The following is a 20738-nucleotide window of genomic DNA, read 5'->3' on the forward strand; positions in this document are numbered from 1 at the left end:
TTCTTCAAGTTTTAGCCAAAAATTCGCTTTAAACACTAAATTAAAGCGACAATTCCATAGATTTGCGAGGCACTGTTGACACCAGCAGCATAACAGGCGTTTGCGCGGAAACCGGTCAAAAAACTTGGATACCGGCAACATCAGTTCTTACCGGAGGTCGGCGTCGCACCTTCAAGCTTCGTCGACAATTCGGAAACAATGGCGGCCAGTTGCAAGAATTGAATGAGAAATCCGGCTGGTCGCACGAGGTTTGCTTCAGATTCTAAAAAAGGTTGTTGTTTCTCTCCGAAAGCGCTCTATCACCTTAATCCCAAGGAAGTTTCGCCCGAATGAGTATCCAAGATTGGGCTCTTGCGCTTAGTGGGGATTACATGAAGACTGCCGTAAAACTGATGGCCGCCGTACTTTTGGGCACCATTCCATCTCTTGTTCTTGCGGACCCAAAGCCCCGCAGCGCAAAGCCTGTGCCCCCACAACTTGTAGCGAATATCTATGCTGGGAATACTGATATCTGGGCTGAAGGATGCAATGGCGGCATCTACTACTCACCTAATCAGCAAGCCCGCGCCTGGTGCGGCGACAACAGTGACAGCCTCGGCGCCGGGCAATGGGAAGTCGACGCCCAAGGCCGTATGTGCCATCAGCTGTCCTGGTACTGGCCCAACGGCAGCCGGGCAGGAAAAAGCCTTGGCGACCAAACGTGTATTTCTCATGTTGTCGACCGCTGGGGAACAGTTTGGCGCAGCTGGCCGAATGATTCGGAATGGTGGCCGCTGGCTGGCAAAATCTCTGGAGTTAAAGAGTATTCCGGGATGAAAAAAGGTTACAAATTCCATTCCAATGTTATGGCAACCCGATCAAAACTGGGGCTGTAGCGGCCGTTTCCATGGTTGGCTTGAAGTTTGCATCGAGTTGAAAGTAGCGCCTCCGTCTTCAGATAGGCCCGGCCTGCACATATTACCTAGCGATCATTAAGCACTTCTTCCTCCGCACAGGTTCCAGAAAGCCGATGGTGGTGCCGGGTGGCCCGAACCAGTTGTAGAACGTGGTTTTCGGGATGCCCAGCAGATGCGCCTGAATGAGTTGACCGAATGCCGTGTGCGGCATGGATATCGTCGCCTGCACATACTGCTGCGAAGGGAGGGGTGGCATCTGAACCACACGAAAATAAACGCAGACCCATGTGACAAGGAGAGTCCGTCAAGTTTCATCAGGTGATGGCCTTAAAGCTCGGAAATTCTCGTGAGACTCTTCGATGTCGCAACTTGCATGGTAAATCGAATAACCCGCCTCTTCTATAAACTCCATTAACTGCCAAAAGGTTTCGTCGTCCAAGTCCCGAAATACTTGTTCGAAGATATCTCCTTCATTCGTCGAGCAAGGCCTTCGCGAAAATTCTCTTCTTACCAGATCACGAGGAGATGGCACATTTTGCATTGGGGATTTGCGTGAAGTGTTCATTGCTGCTCGTGAGAGGCTCAATATTTGAATCACTTTTCCAGATTGAGTTTCCTTATTTGGCATTTAGCTTCTCCAACTGAACTTCCCACCCAGCACGACAAGCCTGCTGTCGCTATGTGATTTCGGTTTTATCATTGCACCCAGCAATGGCTGATTAAAACCACTGATGATACCACTAGTGCTCGGTCAGAAAAGAAGCTGACAACCCCAATAAATAGAAAGGCTCTTTGTTTTGGCAGCTTGGTTGAAGCTGCAATTCCATGCTTCCCCGCAAGTGGTTAAGCAAGTGTAAACTTAATGAATTTTCCGAAAATTTTACGCACACCTTTGCTTACCCAGAAGCCTGCAAGAGGGAAGGTTGGGAACCATGTCCATTAACGGAATATTCAAAAAGTTCCCCCAATGTTCACTCACTGTTCGCGATTGTTCTTGATCGCTTTGCCAGTTTGCCTCTGAACCTTCGCTGTCGCGCCCGGGGCAAACTCTGAGAAGGGAGAGCAAAAAGTGATTTTGTTGCTTAACGCAATGGTTTTAGTATCTCGCAGGAGGCTGAGTGCACCCCTGCGAAAATGGACAGGTAACGTCTCCTGCTTTTTGACCGAACTATCAGATCCAAAAAAACTTATAGCTGAAGAGTTAACCCTCATTGGTTTAGAGGCAGGAAACCTGAAGCCTAAGGAAATGCGTTTCAGTGGGCATATAACTTCGGCTGCAGCCATTCTTGCAAACAAGTTCCAGGACAAAAGTCTGCTTTCATTTGGTTCAGAAACCTTTTCACAATTAGAAAGCTTACGGCACATGGGGGCTATCCAACTAGGGTAAACGAAAAGCTGCAGTGAATGCCTACTGCTGCCCTGTGATGCTCCCTACGACACTGGAGACCCCGGATAATCCCGTACGCAAGGGACCGACGCCGGATATGAGCGGCTTATGCCGCGTGGGTTGATGGTGCACCCAACTGCTTTCCGAGTTTTGTGAGGAAAAAAATGCCCGTTTATTCCATTATTGATCAAAATGATGCCGCAACAGACATCGTGACAATCACCTCATCCATGTTTGGGGCGAATTTGGTAACGCACTACGACACCGAGTTCGTTGACCATTCCGACAGTCATAAAGTAGATGTTCAGAGCTTGGGAGTTTCAACACTTCGGTTTCCTGGCGGGGCTGTCACCGAAACGCACTTCGACATAAACAAACCAAACTCGGCCGTATCAAAAATTGATTCCTCTGTGGCTTTAACACCAATGGATGAATTTTTTGGGGCCGCGGGAGCCATAGGTGCTGATGTTTCGATTGTCATCCCTACCCAAGGCGGGTTTGAAACCAATGCTTTACAGGCCTTGCAGAGCGGCACATTCGGCTCCAGAAATCAATTGGATTCGGATTATGTGAATGACGTACTTTCCTACATTGATGCAGCTCTAAAGAATGCTGAGGATAACGGCGTTATCGTTACGGCATTCGAGCTCGGAAATGAGTTCTGGGGCAGTGGCCAAATGACAGCCGCCGAGTATGGTCGCCTTGTCGGGCAACTTTCCGTTCTGGTGCACAAAAAACTTGATGCCGCTGGAAATGATGCCGACATTCTCGTGCAGACCACGGCTTCTGCCGGGATATTCTCGCCAAATGAAACGTCTTCGATCTATGTCGATGTGAGCGGCAATGTACCGTCATTTTACAGGCAAAGCTACATTGACGAGGAATACGATGGCGTCATTCCCATCAGTTTCCAGACTTACACTATAGATGGTCAAGGCCGGGATTGGGAGCAGGCAGCAGATATTGCAGTTGGCATAAATGCGGCAGATGGTGCACCAGAGGCAATCACCGGCGCCCTCCTACACTACTATGCCAATGAAGGTCTCGCAGGAGTGGATGCAGGAAAATCAAATGTTTTTCGACGGGTCAATGCGTTTGAGGAATTGCTCGACAGATCCGAGGATTTGCCAGAGTTGACGCAGCATCTAACAGAATGGAATCCGCAAGAAGGTACACACGACACTAAGGGCCTCAAGCATGCTTCAATGCTGGTGGAGATGGTCTATGAAATGGCCACACATGGGGTGGAAGCAGCGCAGATCTGGCCACTTACCTTCAACCAAACGCAAGAAAGGGCCCTTCTAAATCATCACGGAGACGGGTTATCGATTTCTGGTGAAGCTTTCAAGATGATGAGCGAAAGCCTCGTGGGTCTTCAAGCCAAGTTCGATTTTGAAGTTCTGGGAAAGATCGACGTACATGGGTATGGAGATCCCGAGGATGACAATTCTCTCGTACTCTTCGTTTCGGAGCGCAGTGGTGAATTTTCCGAAAATGTTACCCTTGATGTAGGCAGGTACATTCCTAACACATCCTATTTCATCGTAAAGACCGAACTCTGGGACGGTGGTGCAGGCGGCGAAGATTCAAATGCAGTTCCGGTACTAAATTACAGCGATGGTGCCGTCACTACGGGTGGCCTAGTTGAGCTTGACCTGAACGCGTGGGCGAATACCAGGATCGAAATCTCTTACATAACGGAGAGAGCAGACATCATTGTCGGTCGTGGCGGAAATGACTCAATTATCGGTGCTGGAGGCAATGATTTGCTCGAAGGGAACGCAGGTAGCGATACTCTATACGGAGGGGCAGGAGACGATGAAATCATGGGTGGAAGTGGCAACGACGAGATTGATGGCGGCGCAAATTACGACACTATTGACGCTGGAGAAGGAAACGACAGCGTATGGGGCGGCAACGGGCGCGACCTTGTCTTACTCGGCGATGGAAGTGATGTGTTCCATGACAACGGCCAGAATGATCAACATGGCCAAGACACGGTCTACGGCGGAGCCGGCCATGACGTAATCAATGGTGGCGGCGGCCATGACCTTTTATGCGGTAATGAAGGGAACGACTCCATTTCAGGCGGGATAGGCAATGATCAAATTCACGGCGGCAAAAATTACGACACTATTGACGCTGGAGAGGGAAATGACAGCGTATGGGGCGGTAACGGGCGTGACCTTGTCTTACTCGGCGATGGAAATGATGTGTTCCATGACAACGGCCAGAATGATCAACATGGCCAAGACACGGTCTACGGCGGAGCTGGAGATGATTTGATTAACGGCTCCGGTGGCAATGACACTTTCAATGGCGGAAGCGGAAAAGATATTGTATCCGGAGGTGCCGGGAATGACGTGTTTGAATTCAAAACTGGAGACTTGGTCGACTGGGATGAGCTAAGCGGAACGGTCACTGAAAGAAGCACTCAGCTAGATTTGGTGCGAGATTTTGTAGTTGGCGAGGACAAAATTGAATTTGATGGATTCTCTGGTGTCGAAAACCGCTCTGACTTGAAGGCTTGGAAAACCGTTATAGATAATAACGATTATTTTACAGTGTGTGTCAGATCGACCAATGAACGCATCTTATTTGACGTTGAAGATGACGTTACTTGGCAAGATTTCTTTCAAGATTCCAACTTCCTATTTTTTTGAGGCTTAGAAGAATTTACTCAATCTGGCATTTCTGCAGGTTCTATCCAAACTGAATAACCGTGAGATCTTGCGCAAGTCCATCACCAAATTGTGTGAATAGAGACGTGACGGCAGACCAGCGACCGCTCTGGAACGTTGGTATGGGACACGTAATCGCTTTCGGGCTGGCTGCCCATTTCCTCGCGAGCCTGACGCAGGGTTTGGAATGAAGGGAGGCAGGCACTCACCGTGAAACTTGCGGCTGAGACTTGCGACGAAAGTTTGCTACACCGGCTTGCCTGGTTCGATGAAGCGCAGACCGAATCCGGTTGCTCAGACCAATCGAACATACGTATTGCGGATGATCTTTTCCAGGAGACCACACCACGCAGCAGCGCTCGCCCCCCCATGAGGCAAACAAGTGTTTTGAGAAAGCGATCTTAGGCGTGTTACTATGGATTTTTTTGGGCGGCTCAGGCTGTCAGCCCCCTCTTTGCACCTGCTCAATCTTGGCGGCTTGCACAAGAAAACACTAATAACCTCTCTGAGATTGGAGATTTTGCCAACAGCAGACTCCATGGCTTACCTAAAACACCTTCCAGCCCGCCCAAAAACCCATAGTTACGCTTCCAGAAAACTCGCGGCACCTACTTTACGCAGGACAATATCCGGCCCCCGCTCCTTCCCCCCGGCTTGCAGGGAAAGGCCCTTCGCTTCCAGGTTCGTATCAACGCGATGCCTTTTTTCGGTGGCCAGCCGCTTCCCCGCAGGCTTCTCACCTGCCCCGCCTTGGCCACGTATGAACTTGGCGGTCCCCGATCCAGTAAGCCGCCTGAGGGCAGCTTCACCGGCCGGTGGGTTTTGTTGTCGCGTTTCTGCGCCGGGCCAGAAGGAGCCGCGTCGGCGCGGGATGGGGTGGTCCCCGAACCATAGCTCGTCTTTCGAGGCCGGCAGGCGAGCGCGCCGTGGTCACCGCTTTTCAAGGTCGTTCGCGAGGAAAAGCAGCGAGTGTAAACCAGGCGCAACGGAGATGGGTTGAACCCGGTCCCGGCCTGAAACCTCCGCATTCGCGGTTCTGTTGCCCAAGTGTATTGATTTTCTTTTTTCGCTGTCATCCAGAGCTGCCTTAAGCCGGAAGAGAGCTGGCCCGAAGCGCCGTAGCCCTCACATAGCGCAGGCGGTTCGGGCCAGCGTGGCTGCCTCTATCTCTACCCAACAGATTGTTCCCTTTCCGTTCTCGCCTGTGTGTGTAACTGTTGTAGGGATTGAGTCGCCATGAACCTCACCTTCTTCGTCACAAGATCCTGCATTTGCCATTTGGGATGAATTTCAAGGAAAGTGAGCAACCTCGGCTCTTTGGCCAACGTGAGGGTAGCCATGCAGGAAGAAACCGAAGCCTTTATACAGGCCGATGAAGAAAAGGCGTACGAGGCGGAGAACTACTCGATCTACCTGCATAAGGACGGCATAAAATGCTCTACGGGTTGGCGGCTTGGCAGCTACGGTTTGGACGGAGTGCTCAATCCAGGCATGAAGGCCCATCTGGGTGACAGGTTTTCACTGCCAAAAAAACTTGTTGAGCGGCTATCGATTGAATTGGGGCATTGCCTCAACAACGATCAAAACGTCGCAATCAATCTGCACGAAATCAACAAGGCTCAGGCTATTGAGAGGGGAAGAAAGGTTCTCGGGAAACTGATCCGTCAGTCCAAGAGCGAGGCTTACACGAGGCAAGATTTGCTGGCGGCTCTTGAAAAGCTGTCTGCGTTTTTTGCAGCCAGCCCTGAGGACGCAACTTTGCTGCCGCAAGCCATATCCGCCTTGGGAAACTCAGAGGTAATCACGCCGGACATCGTTGCTGCCCTTGAGCACCTCCGCAGTACGCCCGGAGCTGCGGCAGATCTGTCTCCGCGTGACAAACGTAGGGCACACGACAAGCGGCGCCAATACATCGTAGAGACTTGCTGCTATGCTTGGAAAGACGCCGGATATTCTCTGACTTACACGACGGCGTTTCTTTTCCGCAAAAGTCATCAGCGGCAGGGGCGCCTCATAGAGTTTATTCAAACAGTAGTCGGGATGATCACCGAGCCCAGCCAAGGCTTAAGCGGTGAGACGATCCGCAAAGACATTGACCGTTTGCGTGATGCCATCGCCCGCGAAGAGGAAGACTTCTGGGCTCCTCCAGAATTCGGCAATTGATACACTTGGACCGGTCAAAGTCCCGGCTGTCATGGTCAGCCCATGACACGTGCTTCCTCCAAACGACAGCAAGGTGCATCTGACCTGCACAAGATCACCAATGCTGCTCTCTCCCTCGCCCGCCTGCTGGGCGATGCGGCTGCGAAGGACGTGCATGCTGCCGGCAGCTGCCAAGAGGAGGCCGATCCCAATGCCCGCGAAATCAAAACTTGCGAATGATCCAGGCGTCCGCCTGAAGACGGTCAAAGAGGTCGCGCTGGAAGACAATGTGTCCGAAAAAACCGTGCGCCGCGCGATCTCCGCTGGCCTTCTGGAGGTGATCCGGGTTGGCCCCGGCGGCCGCCTAATCCGCATTCATCCGGAGGCCCACACTGCCTACCGCCGCCGCTGCTCCTGGCAGGAATAGCGACCTCATATGTCCTTTTAAGTCAATAACTTAACTACATATCGGGAAGACACCCTGCCCATAAGTTGCGGACTATCTGTGCTAGAGTTCTCCCGAATCGGGCGGCCTGTCCCCAGCTGTCCACCCGAGACCAACTTTGACCGGTGTGAGGCCATCCCGATGATACAGCAGAAGGCGATTTCTCTCGATCATGCGTTTGTTCCTGCAGGCACACTCAGCTTCCAGGATCTGATCGACAGCATCTCCGCACAGGGCTCGCTTTTCCCCACCCGCCAACGCGACATGATCTCGGGCCTCAAACGCGTCGCACATGCGCTCGGGCTGCCGCCCAGTGACATTCCTTGCGACGGCCGGTGGCTTCAACCCCGGCTTTCCAAGGTTAGCCCTGCGCTGATCGGCATCAAGCCAAAAACCTGGCAAAACGCGGTGAGCAATGCCCGGGCGGCGATGGCCGAACACGGCATCCTTGTGCGGCGCCATCGCCGCATTGGCGATCTGAGCGAACCCTGGCGCCTTCTGTGGGATCAGGTCCGTGGAATGGACGACAAGACCCTGCAGACCGCACTTGTCCGCTTCGTGCATTTCCTGAACCGCATTGCGGTTGACCCTGGCGCGGTGAGAGAACAGCACGCTCTAGCCTATCGCGGTGCCCTCGAACACAACGAGATCAGCAAGGATCCTGAAAGGAGCTACAGAGCGGCGGTCAATGGGTGGAACCTCGCCATCCGCCGGGTTCCGGGCTGGCCTGCAAATCCCATTGCTCTGCCCAACCGCCAAAAGAAAATCCGCATCTCGGAGGAGGTGTTCCCGGCCGCGTTCAAGGATGATGCCGATGTACTTATTGCCAGCCTGGGCAATGAAGATCCGCTGTCAGAAAGCGGCCGGAGCCGCGCTCTGCGCCCCGCAACCCTTAAGCAGTACCGCCGCCAGATCATGCACTTTGCCTCCGAGCTGGTGCACTCGGGCTTGGACGCCTCGGAGATCACCGGTGTTGCCTTCCTGCTCGATCCCGCGAATGCCGAACGCGGCCTGCGGCAGATGCTCGCCAGAAACGGGAACAAGACATCCCGCAGCATCAGTGAGGTGGCAGCGCTGCTGCGCAACCTTGCCAAGGTCCTCGACGCTTCTCAGGAAACGCGTGAACAATTGACGATGCTTGCCTCCAAGGTGGCTGCCCGCCCGCAGAATGGCATGACGCCAAAGAACCGGGAACGCCTCCGTCTGCTGCAGGTGCCAAAGCACAGGCTGCGCCTTCTGCAGCTGCCCGAGCAGGTCTTTGAGCGGCCGGCAGGCAAGAGGCAGCCGTATCTTACTGCCCTTGCTCGCGAAGAAGCGCTGGCCATCGCCATCCTGCTGGTGTGCCCAATTCGGGTCAAGAATCTCGCCAGTCTGGAATTTGATCGCCATATTCAGCGCCCCGGTGATGGGCGCGTCTTTCTTAGCCTCACCGAAGACGACACAAAAACCGGCCGCCCGATCGAATTCGAGCTTCCACCGGGTTTAGTGCGTCTTGTCGGTACCCACCTTGCGTCCAGAGTTCCTTACATGTGCCCGGCAGGCACACCCTACCTTTTTCCGCAGCGGTCGGGCGAAGGCCCCGTCGACCCCTCGGTTCTAGCCGAGCGTATTGCGCGGCGGGTGCGCAAGGAAACCGGACTCACAGTAAATGCTCACCTGTTTCGCCACTTCGCCGTGATGAATTGGCTCGACGCCAACCCCGGCGGATATGAAGTCGCCCGCCGGCTGCTTGGTCACTCGGAGCTGAGTCACACAATCAACATGTACTCTGGATTGGAAGCCAAATCCGCAACCCGTGCCTTTGCCGATCTGGTTGCCGGGCTGAAGCGAGGTGCTGAATGAGTCTCATCCTGCCGATCCCACAGTGGCCTGCCGCAGACCGGACCATGTGGGCTGCTCTTTTTGCCGACGGCGGTCCCCTCGACGGCCAAGGCCCTCTCATCCATCTACGCAAGACATCGCGCCACACGCTTTCGCTTCGATACGGGCAGTGGCTGAAGTGGCTTGCCGCAACCGAGCCGTCTACGCTTGCTTGCGCCCCGGTCGAGCGGGTGACCCGCACACGGTTGGTTCAGTGGCTGAGCACGTTGGACCGTTTGGCAGACATGACACGCCTGATGCTTGTGGACGGTGTGCTCCGGGTGGCCATGGCCGCGGCCCCGGGCCGCGATTGGTCCCAGGAAACCAAGCTGCGCAAGCGCCTCAGGTACCACGCAGGGCGCGGTTTGCAGTCCCGCAAGCACGGCCGCATCCTCTCCAGCGCAGTTCTGCTGGAAGCTGGGCTCAAGCTGGTCGAAACTTCGGCATCACGCCTGGATCATTCGCTCTACGCGGCAACGGACATGCGAGACGGCGCGATGATTTCACTACTTGCCTTGATGCCCATACGCCTGCGCGCGCTCGCAGGCCTGGAACTCGGTAGCTCGTTCATTGTCGGTCAGGATCTCATCCTGGTTTCCATTCCGGAAGACTTGAGCAAGACCGGTCAGCCTTGGGAGGCAGAGGTACCTCCTCAGGCTGCGGCAGCTTTGCGTGCCTATATAGACAAAGCCCGCCCCCTTTTGGCGCAGCGCGGCCAAGGCAACATCTCTAGCCTTTGGCTTAACCGCAAAGGGAACGGCTTGCGTTATACAGGTATTGGGCGGTGCATCGCCCGGCAAACCCTGCGCATGACCGGCGTTCGGGTTCCACCCCACTTCTTTCGCGATGCCGCAGCCACGACCCTGGCAAGAAGCTCGCCCGAAAGTGCGCGCCTCATTCGCGGCGTCCTCGGACACAAAGGATTCAGAACAGCCGAACGGCACTACATCCATGCACAGACTATCGAGGCAGGACGCGACTACGCCTCCCTGATTGCCCGGCTGAAGGAGAATCGCCAATGACCCGAGCTGCCATTTACACCCGCTTTTCCAGCCAGATGCAGCGCGAGGCGTCGATTGAGGACCAGCTGCGGCTCTGCCGGGAACGCGCCGCGTCCGAAGGCTGGCGTGTCGCCGACAACTTCTCCGACCGCGCCATCTCCGGCGCTTCCATGCTGCGGCCCGGCCTGCAAGCGCTGTTCCAAGCCGCACAGGACGGACAGTTCGATGTGGTGCTGTCGGAAGCCCTGGACCGGCTCAGCCGTGATCAGGCCGACATTGCGGCGATCTACAAACGCCTCTCCTTCACCGGAGTGCGTATCGTCACCTTGGCCGAGGGAGAGATCGGTGAACTGCACGTGGGCCTCAAGGGCACCATGAACCAGCTCTTCCTGAAAGACTTGGCTGACAAGACACGCCGCGGTTTGCGCGGGCGCGTCGAAGCCGGGCGCTCGGGCGGTGGTAACAGCTATGGCTACGACGTGATCCGCTGCCTTGGCGCCGACGGACTGCCGGTGACCGGTGAGCGGCGCATCAATGAACCCGAGGCCGCCATCATCCGGCGCGTCTTCGCGGAGTTCGCTACCGGGCACTCTCCCAAGGCCATTGCCCGGCGCCTAAACAACGAAGCCATTCCCGGCCCCCGCGGCAAACTCTGGCGGGATACGGCAATACGCGGACACCGCGCGCGCGGCACCGGGCTCCTGAACAATGAACTCTATATCGGCCGCCTCGTCTGGAACCGGCTTCGCTACGTGAAAGATCCGCAAACCGGCAAGCGTGTCTCGCGCCTCAATGATCCGTCTGACTGGATTACCACAGAGGTGCCGGAGCTGCGCATCGTCGATGACAGCCTCTGGGAGGCCGTGAAAGCGCGCCAGGGGAAAATTGAGGCCGAGCCCCGGGTACAGGCCATGAAAGCCACCCGCTTCTGGGAGAAGCGGCGTAAACTGCATCTCCTGACCGGGATTGCATTCTGCGGCAGCTGTGGCGGGCCGCTGGCGGCTGCGGGCCGGGACTACCTTGCCTGCTCCGCCGCCCGTAAGCTCGGAACCTGCAACCACAAAGAATCCGTGCGGCGCCCAATTTTGGAAGAAGCCGTGCTGAACTTGTTGCGCGCCAGGCTGATGCAGCCCGATGCCGTCGCCGCCTTCGTCAAGGCATTCACAAAGGCCGCCAACACCGAAGCTGACAGCCAGGAAGCAGCCCGCGCGCGGCTCAAGTCTGAACGCGCCACCGCCAGTCACAAGCTTGACGGGCTTTATGACGCGATTGCAGAAGGCCTCCGCACCCCCGGTCTTCTGGTTCGGCTGGAAGAACTGGAGGCACGCCTCTCAGAGCTAGATTCCGAACTCGCGGCTCCTGCCCCAGAACCGTAAGCGTTGCATCTGCCCCCCTCAAACGCATCTAAACGCGTTCAACTAACCAGTGATATGTAGGCCTCCAATCCAAAGTAGGAGGCGAACATGTCGAAACATGAGGTTTGGGGTTTCACCATTGAAACATCCCCTTCAGGCAAGAATATCTGGCCAATTGACCTGAAACGGGAAGCAACCCGGCGCATCCGGGAGGACGGCCTGTCTCCCGGTGACATCGCCGCGGAACTGGGAGCCCATGAATGCCTCGTTCGCAAGTGGTGGGTCGCTGACCGCCGCAGCCGAGGCGAGCATATCGCGGTCCAAGGCCCTGCGTTCGCCGAAATCAGGATGGCCGAAGAATGCCAGCCTCCTTCAGCTCCGCTCGAAACTCGCGGCACACCTCCTGGGTTTGCGCGTTTCCACAGCGGTACGCTGTGTTTTGAGTTCCCAGTTAGCATACCCGAAGCCGATTTAATGAAACTCATTCGGGTTGCCGGTCAAACCTCATGATCGCACCGTCAAACTCATTCAAGATTTACCTGGCGACGACCCCAGTTGATTTCCGAAAGGGCATTGACGGTCTCGCCAACTACGTCATGAGCAACTTCGAACTTGATCCGTTTTCAGGTGCCTTCTTCGTGTTCCGTTCCAAGGGGCGTGACAAGATCAAGGTGCTTATGTGGGACGGTACTGGCCTGGTTCTGATCTACAAGCGCATCGAGGGCGCTGGTTTCATCTGGCCTAAATTGTCGGATGGGACAATGACCCTGACGAAGGCCCAGTTCGAAGCCCTGTTTGAGGGGATAGATTGGCGCCGGGTTGCCTCTGCGCCCTATCACCGCCCCGCTCTCTTTCAAAGCCAGCACGCCGAGGTTCAATAGAATGCCATTGATATCCTTCATCGACGTCCGTTTTTTCCCGCCTGAGGAAACCAGAGAAAGACTGGAGAAGCGTTTCACCCGGCATCTGCGGCTGTTGAGGTGCGGGCTCGTAGCCGCTCTTAGATCTGGCAAACAACAGTTGCCCGAGGGTGATGCCGAAAAGCTGCTTTCGGTAGATATTACGCACATTGACAGGATCCGCGTTCAAAGACGCGCCGGAAGGATCATCGAACGCAGACAGGCTGCGTCCGGCCTCGCTCATCTCGTCAGAGTTGACCGCGAGCGCCTCACGACGCTGCATGACGGGGTCAATCTCGTGGAGATAACTACTGAGCATCGTGCTGATGAAATTGCGGCGGCGCTGCATGAAGAAATGCCATGGATGGGCGCCGCGACCGAGCAGATATGGCACGCGATGCGGAGGTCGGTTCGAGACGGAACGGCAGGACTTCGCTTGCCGCCTATTCTACTTGATGGACCGCCTGGGATTGGAAAAAGCTATTGGGCCCGCCGTCTGGGTGAATTGCTGTCGGTTCCTACGACAGTGATCGAAGCTACCAATGAGAACGCATCTTTTGGAATTGTCGGCTCACAGAAAGGCTGGAGCAATGCCGCTCCCGGCCGAGTTCTGGAAACCATTCTTCAATCTCGGGTCGCGAACCCGGTGGTTGTCGTTGACGAGGTCGAAAAAGCCGGCACGGCGAAATCTGTATCAGGACGAGCGTTTGGGCTGACCGAGGCCTTGCTGCCCCTCCTTGAGCCTATGACGGCGCAAAACTGGAGCTGCCCTTACTACCAAGTGAAATTCGACATGAGCTGGGTGGCGTGGGTGCTGACCTCGAATGACTTCCGGAGCCTGCCCGAGCCTCTTCTAAGCAGATGCCCGCCAATCCGTTTGCGGCATCTGACACAAGCTGAGCTGGTGAAATTTATTCGCCGCGAGGGTCACAAGAAGGGTATTGATGACACAGGGATCGAAGCTGCAGTGGAAGCGTTCGCTCGCTCGGGCCGGAAGAACCAGAGTATGAGTTTGCGAACCGCAGCGCGTGTAATCCAGCGTGCATACGATCTGGAACGACACCCGATTTTGCATTGATCGCCGCCTGTATATGGTGGCCGCCAAAACGAACAATGGTCATGGAGCACCACGCCCGGTTGCGAGGAACCGGGCGATTTTGGCAAGCAGCCCCAGCTTCGGTTTGATGATCTTGTCCTGAATACTCGTCATTGATCGACACTCCATCCTTGCGCTCCAGAAGAGCAGAGATGTCAGATCAAGTCCCGTGTTCTACAACTAAGATCTGAACTGTAACTTACACACCTAGCTCCTCAGCTTTCGTTGAGCGGCATCGATATCATGACTCTTGGCTTCTTTTTCCCAGTTCTCTGCGATAGCGCCCAGTACAGCTGACGTTCTGGGCCAAAGTCCGGCAATGGACTGCCACTCTCTATATCGAGCCGCGAGTTCTCGCTCCTGTTCCCCACCATCATAGATACCGCGCATCGTTACTCCGCGCATATTGTAACGCTCAGTTCGGATACCTCGTTCGAGAACCTCAGAACCGATCCGTTCGATCTCGTCGCGCACAACGTGATGGGGCCATCCATCATCCTTGTCTATTGGGGCATGGGCAAAAAGATGTCCGACATAGATATCCGTAATCTCTGAATGGCCGGTTGACACGCCCAAGGCACGGACATTATCGGTCCATGCCTTCAATATTTTTGCATCAATCTCTGTGCCGGTACTTCCAGGTAGCTGTTTGAACTTAGATAGCACCGAGTATGCCAATCGCCACCGAGCCTTTTCATCAGCACTCATTGAAGATTGGTCGGTATCATTAGAGGATTTGAAAACCAAGCATATCGCTTGATGAAAAAGCGCAGGATCTACTGCCATCTGCTCATGGAGCTTTAAGCCCCTCTTGCTCTCATCAAGTAGCGGCAAAAAAGCAAATTCGTGTTTCAGTATCTCGGACACATCGACGTCGGATCTACCGTCCAATTCACCAAAAACCTTTTCTAGATAATAGGAGGTCATAGTGTTCGAGTGATTCCGTTCAGAGCCAAGCTCTGTGTTAAGAACGTCTAGAGCCCGCAAAATTAGGCGGGAAGGGATATCTTTTAAACGTCGTCCTGTTGCTTCCAGAAAGGCCGATGCACGACCGAACCTCAAAAAATAAAGCAGCCCCCTCAAAAGTGATCTTTCTGAACCTTTCAGGCGATACCCATTACAGAAGGACCAATAGTTCTCAAAAACCTTCGGCCCAAGTCGTTTTACCACAAACCACGTATCAGATGTCATCGGCCACGAAATCAAGAGCTTTGCCGTTGTTATTTCACTCAACCCTTGGCTCGTAATAGCTTCCTTTAGCAGTTTTTCCGCTTGCTCCTCTCCTGCGGCAGATCGAAAGAGGCCGGAGATTCCGACGGAAAACTCGAGACCATTCGGCTCCTCGAGAGATCTCCGAAAGATATTCGAGAGCTGAGAAATGCCCAGGCTAGCCTTCTCTAAAGCCTCAACAACAATGTAGGGCTGCTTCACATCATTGCCCAACTCAACCACAGCCTCTGAACCAAATTTCTCGAAAAGCTCCATTATGGTAGAAGCCCGCAGGTCCTCGACGGACTGGTTTCCCTCAGTGGGGAGATCCCAAGAATCGAATACCCATTTTTTACTAGAAACTGGGTTTCTAGATTCAAACTCGTTCACTAACTCTTCAAACGGTCCGAGTTCATGCGGAGCGAGAGACCACTGAGCGTCGGGGAATCTCTTGTGATCGTTAATCCGGTCCCGAAGAGCCTCCCAAATTGGCTGCCGTTCGACTTCGGAAGTAAGCTCCAGGCATGATTTTAGAGCCGCCAAGGCTCGTTTCCTCTCATCTTCAGGGAACCCTGTTAAGTCTCTAATGATTTCAAGCCAACGTGAAGGCTCTTGGGCGGCCAGGTCGATGACCAGTTCAATAATCTGGTGCATCGCATCCCAATATTCTTGGTACGTGACGCTGTCACGTTCACCCCCTGCGGGCTCTCGAAGTTGAGGGCGCCGAGTGCCACTCGAGCTTGGAGTGCGGTCAGGAAGCAAATCTACCAGCATTTTCCAGGAAACGTCAGGCATTTCCCTTGCAAGCTTGGTGAGCATCGCATTTCTTTGCTCTAGAGTAGCTCCAGAGTTTGGCAGCCAAGGCAAAAATATTTCCTTAAGGCTGTTTATTGGCCTGTTGACCAATCTTCCGCCAGGGTCAATTTCAGCCAAGCGCGCAAGGACCAAGACGGACCTTGCAAATGTCTCAATATCCCAAACTAAGGTCTCTAAAGCCCAAAGCAGGCCTGTATGGTAGGTTGTTGGAGAAAAAACTCCTTCTTCCTCAGAAAATATCTCACGAAGTGAGCCAACGTCGCCCTCCAGCCAATGCTCGAGGGCGCGTAGGAAAGGGACAGGAGAGGCCTCTGCAAGCAATGGGAGTTCATTATTTATGCAGGCAAGTAGCTCAACATTTCCATTAAGTCCTGGAAGTCGAGCAATATTTCTGTCGACATAGCTTTTTCCATAATCGTCATCAATTTCGGCTTCGGCCTGTTCTCCCAGTGCTGAAATCATGAGAAGCGTATTGGCCAACCCTTCACGCAACCACTCACTGTAGGGAGACTTATACTTTTCCGAGGAACTGTTTAGAAATTCTTCTTGCTCATCATCCCGAACAGCAGAAAACACCTTTTGGAACGAAGCCTCAAGCAACGTAAAGAGTCTCCGGTTCATTCGGCCGGCGGTATGAATGAATGCATCGATTGGGGCGCTTACTTTCCAAACGCCACCTTCAATTACGAAAGGTGGATCATCTTCCTTTGCAAGCACGCGCAAACGATCTGTTAGTTCATCGTAGTCAGCTGTGCCGGTCAGGTGATAAATCAACTCACGGTCGGCATCGTTACTGCCATCCCAGGCGCCAGCGAGGATGGCCGGAAAAATTTGGGTGTCTGTACACCACTTGGGCTCGGAGTAGCCTCCGCTAGGTATGAGTCGTTGAAGGGCTGACAAGCTGCGACCACAGCCGCGCGCAAGAGCCATCGCTTTTGGTTCGGGTATGCCTAGCTCTAAGAGTGCTTTACCCAACTCATATCCAGTTGGGCGGTTCAATTGACTGGATGTGCCGCTCTTTTGTCGTCTGCCTAAAGGTATCAGTGTCGCCGCTCGATCATAAAACTGGCCAGGTGTGCCGACTGTTTCACCATTCAGCAGAAAGATTAGGTTGTTATGTGAAAGTAGATTGCGGCCTGCTTCTAACGAATCGATGATTAATGTTCGCGCTTCCAGGAAGAGTCTTGCTTCAGGTTTCGCTGATCTGATCGCAGCAATCGCGAATGCAATAACCTCATCCGTCGAATCGGCGGAAATCTTAATTGGACCCGGGCCGCTCATTAGCTGGTCCACTAAAGAGGATGCATTGTCGGTGCGGCCGGATAACAGAATGCCCTCGACAAGCTTGGGATCGAATCTGCCGACAAAATCATCCCAAAACTCGTCAATACTCTTTACACCTGAGCGTGGTTTAATGCGTATTGTATTTCTAGCATGCCAAGCTGCAACTGCTGGGCAACTCTCAAACCAAGTTTGAAGCTTGCTTCCATCAATATAAAGAATATCAAGCCAATCATACTTTTCCTTTTGATTTTTGATAAAATCTTCCAGCTTATTTTCTTTATCGCTGCTATCCCACGTCCATGGCGATACGAAAACATATGTCGTCTTTTGTCTTTCATGAAGCGGCACCTCTTTGGATCTTTTTTCAAAGTCTCCAGATGCCTTCGATTTGTAGTTCTGATTAGTTCCAAATTCCCAAAGCGACTTACCCTTTGGGACAAAGAGTTTCGCCGTCTGACAAGTAAGATGGCCATCGAAACCACGAACTCGCCCTTTGTCGCCGCTTGGAAACCGTATGTCGGAAATGTCGTCTATCGACGCACGGATAAGGTCGGATACAATTCCTGGAAGCTCGGTTTCAGAAGCAAGTGTTCTGGCCCAATTCTCAAGTTCTTGTGCTGAAATCCACCGCAATTTACTGTCACCACCCGTGTCAAATCTAAGCGCTTATGAGGGGGTACTATCCACCTTCGCGCAAGCGACGCAACCAAAAGCTGATCCAAATTCTCCAGACGATGATACACCGTAGTGAGCCCAAGAAAATTCGACCCCGGAACTCCTTGCCCCAAACAGCAAGCTCTCTCTGTGTGTTGGTTGGGAAGCCGTTCTTCTCGCTCGAGTTCTGTTTCATAGTGAAGCAAGCACGGTCGGCCATAAATGGCTTTCTTCTATCATCCATTGAAGTCCGCGTGATCGTTGTTTCCGGGCCGGTTGCTCATGGTGAGGGCGCCTCACGCCCATATCTGTGCAAGGCTTAACTAGTGCGCCTCTCTGGCTGTGGAGCACAGCTGCAGCATGGCCACTGATGATCTGGGAAAGATGACTCGTCGCTATTGCTAGACTGATCGACATGCCGCGCTCTCTGGCTACAGATGGCACCAGATCTCGCCGTGCTCCCCGCGAGAATCAAAGTTCCAGAAAATTCAGAATGCGAATGACCCGAGCGATCATGCGAGAATTCATGCAGCCAGCCGGTGTTGAGCACGACATCAGTTACATAAACTAGAAGCTGGCTCTCAATAAGGTGCTGAAAAAATGTAACAAATTCGTTTTGGGACCGAGTGGGCAGCCGGCGACTCGCATAGGCCTTCGCAACGGAGAGGCATTTGCGAAAAACGTAAGCCTTGACCACATCGGCTGCGGGGTGTAGTTGACGGCCAACGCCACCTAATCCAGTGGCGTCTCTAGACGTGTCAACTTGATGGGTTGACCTATACCCGATAATCCGCGATCTCCGTGCATGGGTGATTCGCGGAGGTGCAATTGACACGCATTGATCTAAGCATTGATCGAGAGCGGCATGCTCGAATTAGGTATGAGCTGTCGTTGCGCGCGCTCTCTCTCGCAGAGATCGGTCGCCGCGCAGGCGTTGGCACCTCGGCAGTCAGCTCAGTTTCCCTTGGTAAGAGCAAGTCTGCACGTATCGAGAGCTTTCTAGCGGAAGCGCTCGGGGTGTCGGTCGGTGAACTCTTTCTTGACCGATACCCAGCCGCCACTGGGAGATCGCCGATGCGCTAAATTGACAGGGCTCTGAAAGGCCGAGGCCCTGGGACTGGCATCCCACAGGCCTCGGAAAATCGTCTAGCGCCGATTTATCCTCTCATCCCTCACATCAAGCGATAAGTCAAGCGACTCGCCCGCAATTCGGTGGGCGTGCTCGAAAGAGCTTTGCCTCCGTGACTGGGATGGAGGGCGCGGTCTTCTCCGCGCCCTAGGACATGTTCGATTCAATTGAACAAGTAGAAGCTGATATCTTAGCATCCGCCGGATCTGAAGGTCCGGGGTTGGCTCAGCGTGTTCGCGGCCTATGGGGTGAAGTAACTTCGGAGAACGAAACCCTTCTCGAAGAAGCCCTGAAAGCAAACGCGCAAATAAAGCTATTGAAAACAGAACTGACACGCTTGAAACGTCAGATCGCAAAGCTCAACAAGATGAAGTTTGGACCAAGTGCGGACCAAAACCCAGGCGAAGGCTCGGCACCGAAGTTAGCCGGTGGAAAGGTTGATACAGCCACCAATTGCGAATACGCCGCCACCGCTGACACATCGACTGACGCCGAGAAAGAACAACCCGCAAAACGTAAATCAAAACCACGCAACACCAGTGGTCGTGGCAAGCGTGTCTGGCCAGATTTTCTGGAAAAACGCGACATGTTCATGGGGACAGACGATAGAAAATGCCCCTGTGGTTGCGGCGGCTCGATTTTTGATTCTGAGATAAATGAAACATTGGAGGTGATCCCCGCACGTTACTATGTGGCGGTTCGCGAATACCCGAAATACCGCTGTCGGCGGGAAGACAAGATAGTCGGTACGCGTTTCGAGCCACGCATCTTCCCGAACACTTCAATTTCCAACAGGTTGATGGCAAACGCAATCACGATGCGTTTCTCCTGGCAATTACCTTGGTATCGCCAGGAGGGCATATTCAATTCTCAAGGTATCGACCTTTGCCGTAGCACTCTCATGAGATGGTCTAACCGTCTAGCCACAGAAGCACTTCTGCCCATTTATGAGATGATGGAAAAAGAGCTTAAGATGAACAGTGCCCGCCTGTTCATGGATGAAACGACATTGCCCATGCTTCAACCTGGTAAGGGCAAGACACGTACCACCTACATGTATGCCTTGTTGCGCGATGACAGAGCCTTTGGCGGCAATAAACCTCCCATCGTGATCTATTACCCCCGTGAGACGCGAGCGATGCACCACATTCACGACATCCTATCCGGTGTCAAGGCAATCGTTCAATCCGACGCTTACGGCGGATACGGACGCTTGGGTATGCCGGGAACGCCAGTGGAAAATATTACTCCAGTAAAGTGCTGGGCCCATGCTCGGCGAAAATTTACCGACGAGTTTGAGTTCAACAAGACCTATGATGCAGAAACAATTATCAACCTTATCGGGGAGCTCTATGATGAAGAGGAGAAAATCAGAGGTAAGCCACCTCTAATCAGGCAAGCCCATAGAGGACAGTTCTCCATTCCTATACTCGACCGCTTAAGATCTTTGCTTGCCGAACAGTGGCAGCGCCATCTTCAAAAAAGCGATATGGGGCGGGCAATCCGCTATGTGCTTAGGCATTGGGAGAAATTGACTCGGTTTGTTGATGACGGGCGTATCGATCTCGATACCAACGCAGTCGAGCGCATGTTTAAACCGACGATTTTGTTGCGCAAAAACGTTCTATTCGTCGGCAGCGACGAAGGCGCGCAAGCATGGGGCATACTCTCGTCGATGGTCGAGACTTGCAAGCTAAATGGTGTGAATGCAGAGCGCTATCTAAAATGGGTGTTTGACCAGATTACGCTAAAAACCCCCCGGTCTAAATACGAGAAGCTTCTGCCTTGGAATGCTCCTGTGGAGTTTATGATCAAACGCTGAATTCTTGAGCGGCGGTATAAGCGCCGCTCTTTCTTACTTGATGAGGCCGACAAAGAAACCCG

16 protein-coding genes are annotated in these 20738 nt (G+C 53.7%); 14 read left to right on the forward strand and 2 right to left on the reverse strand.

Annotated elements, in window-relative coordinates; translation table 11 throughout:
- Window positions 1–329 precede the first annotated feature (329 nt).
- On the forward strand, window positions 330–875 hold the full coding sequence (locus tag K3725_RS15490; protein ID WP_260016188.1) for a DUF995 domain-containing protein: 546 nt from the start codon (window positions 330–332) through the stop codon (window positions 873–875).
- 325 nt (window positions 876–1200) lie between these two features.
- Here the strand turns inward: K3725_RS15490 and K3725_RS15495 are convergent, their stop codons facing one another.
- Entirely contained in the window at window positions 1201–1524 is a 324-nt protein-coding gene (locus tag K3725_RS15495; protein WP_260016189.1) for a hypothetical protein, read from the reverse strand.
- Window positions 1525–1965: 441 nt separating this feature from the next.
- Between K3725_RS15495 and K3725_RS15500 the strand changes: the two genes are divergently transcribed.
- The 11 genes from K3725_RS15500 to K3725_RS15550 all read left to right on the forward strand — a co-directional run bounded on the left by K3725_RS15500 (window position 1966) and on the right by K3725_RS15550 (window position 13744).
- A complete protein-coding gene (locus K3725_RS15500) occupies window positions 1966–2283 on the forward strand; it encodes a hypothetical protein (protein WP_260016190.1) in 318 nt (105 codons plus the stop codon).
- Between the two features lie 164 nt (window positions 2284–2447).
- A complete protein-coding gene (locus K3725_RS15505; protein WP_260016191.1) occupies window positions 2448–4946 on the forward strand; it encodes a calcium-binding protein in 2499 nt (832 codons plus the stop codon).
- A gap of 1356 nt (window positions 4947–6302) precedes the next feature.
- Window positions 6303–7127 (forward strand): hypothetical protein, encoded by an 825-nt coding sequence (locus K3725_RS15510; RefSeq protein ID WP_260016192.1) that lies wholly within the window; start codon window positions 6303–6305, stop codon window positions 7125–7127.
- A 42-nt stretch (window positions 7128–7169) separates the two neighbouring features.
- Entirely contained in the window at window positions 7170–7346 is a 177-nt protein-coding gene (locus K3725_RS15515) for a hypothetical protein (protein WP_260016193.1), read from the forward strand.
- Window positions 7318–7533, forward strand: a complete 216-nt coding sequence (locus K3725_RS15520) for a helix-turn-helix domain-containing protein (RefSeq protein ID WP_260016194.1) — start codon at window positions 7318–7320, stop codon at window positions 7531–7533. Before K3725_RS15515 ends, K3725_RS15520 begins: the two co-directional genes overlap by 29 nt.
- A 159-nt stretch (window positions 7534–7692) precedes the next feature.
- On the forward strand, window positions 7693–9393 hold the full coding sequence (locus tag K3725_RS15525; RefSeq protein ID WP_260016195.1) for a hypothetical protein: 1701 nt from the start codon (window positions 7693–7695) through the stop codon (window positions 9391–9393).
- The gene (locus K3725_RS15530; protein WP_260016196.1) at window positions 9390–10433 is read left to right on the forward strand and encodes a tyrosine-type recombinase/integrase; all 1044 of its coding nucleotides are present in this window, start codon (window positions 9390–9392) and stop codon (window positions 10431–10433) included. The genes K3725_RS15525 and K3725_RS15530 overlap by 4 nt, the downstream gene beginning before the upstream one ends.
- 35 nt (window positions 10434–10468) lie before the next feature.
- Complete coding sequence (locus K3725_RS15535; protein ID WP_260016197.1) at window positions 10469–11788, forward strand: recombinase family protein; 1320 nt, start codon at window positions 10469–10471, stop codon at window positions 11786–11788.
- Between the two features lie 87 nt (window positions 11789–11875).
- Window positions 11876–12277 carry a hypothetical protein gene (locus K3725_RS15540; protein WP_260016198.1) on the forward strand — a complete coding sequence of 134 codons (402 nt, stop codon included), beginning with the start codon at window positions 11876–11878 and terminating at the stop codon, window positions 12275–12277.
- Window positions 12274–12648: an IS66 family insertion sequence element accessory protein TnpB gene (gene tnpB, locus K3725_RS15545; protein WP_260016199.1), complete on the forward strand. Its 375-nt coding sequence runs from the start codon at window positions 12274–12276 to the stop codon at window positions 12646–12648. Before K3725_RS15540 ends, tnpB begins: the two co-directional genes overlap by 4 nt.
- A 1-nt stretch (window position 12649) precedes the next feature.
- The gene (locus tag K3725_RS15550; protein WP_260016200.1) at window positions 12650–13744 is read left to right on the forward strand and encodes an AAA family ATPase; all 1095 of its coding nucleotides are present in this window, start codon (window positions 12650–12652) and stop codon (window positions 13742–13744) included.
- A 225-nt stretch (window positions 13745–13969) separates the two neighbouring features.
- Here the strand turns inward: K3725_RS15550 and K3725_RS15555 are convergent, their stop codons facing one another.
- Window positions 13970–17704 carry a hypothetical protein gene (locus K3725_RS15555; RefSeq protein ID WP_260016201.1) on the reverse strand — a complete coding sequence of 1245 codons (3735 nt, stop codon included), beginning with the start codon at window positions 17702–17704 and terminating at the stop codon, window positions 13970–13972.
- Between the two features lie 843 nt (window positions 17705–18547).
- Between K3725_RS15555 and K3725_RS22635 the strand changes: the two genes are divergently transcribed.
- The gene (locus K3725_RS22635) at window positions 18548–18808 is read left to right on the forward strand and encodes a helix-turn-helix domain-containing protein (protein ID WP_409201575.1); all 261 of its coding nucleotides are present in this window, start codon (window positions 18548–18550) and stop codon (window positions 18806–18808) included.
- A gap of 200 nt (window positions 18809–19008) precedes the next feature.
- Complete coding sequence (tnpC, locus tag K3725_RS15560; RefSeq protein WP_260016202.1) at window positions 19009–20676, forward strand: IS66 family transposase; 1668 nt, start codon at window positions 19009–19011, stop codon at window positions 20674–20676.
- The last annotated feature ends 62 nt before the right edge of the window (window positions 20677–20738 follow it).

Origin of the sequence: Leisingera sp. S132, assembly GCF_025144465.1 — a bacterium.
In the GTDB taxonomy this organism is placed as follows: domain Bacteria; phylum Pseudomonadota; class Alphaproteobacteria; order Rhodobacterales; family Rhodobacteraceae; genus Leisingera.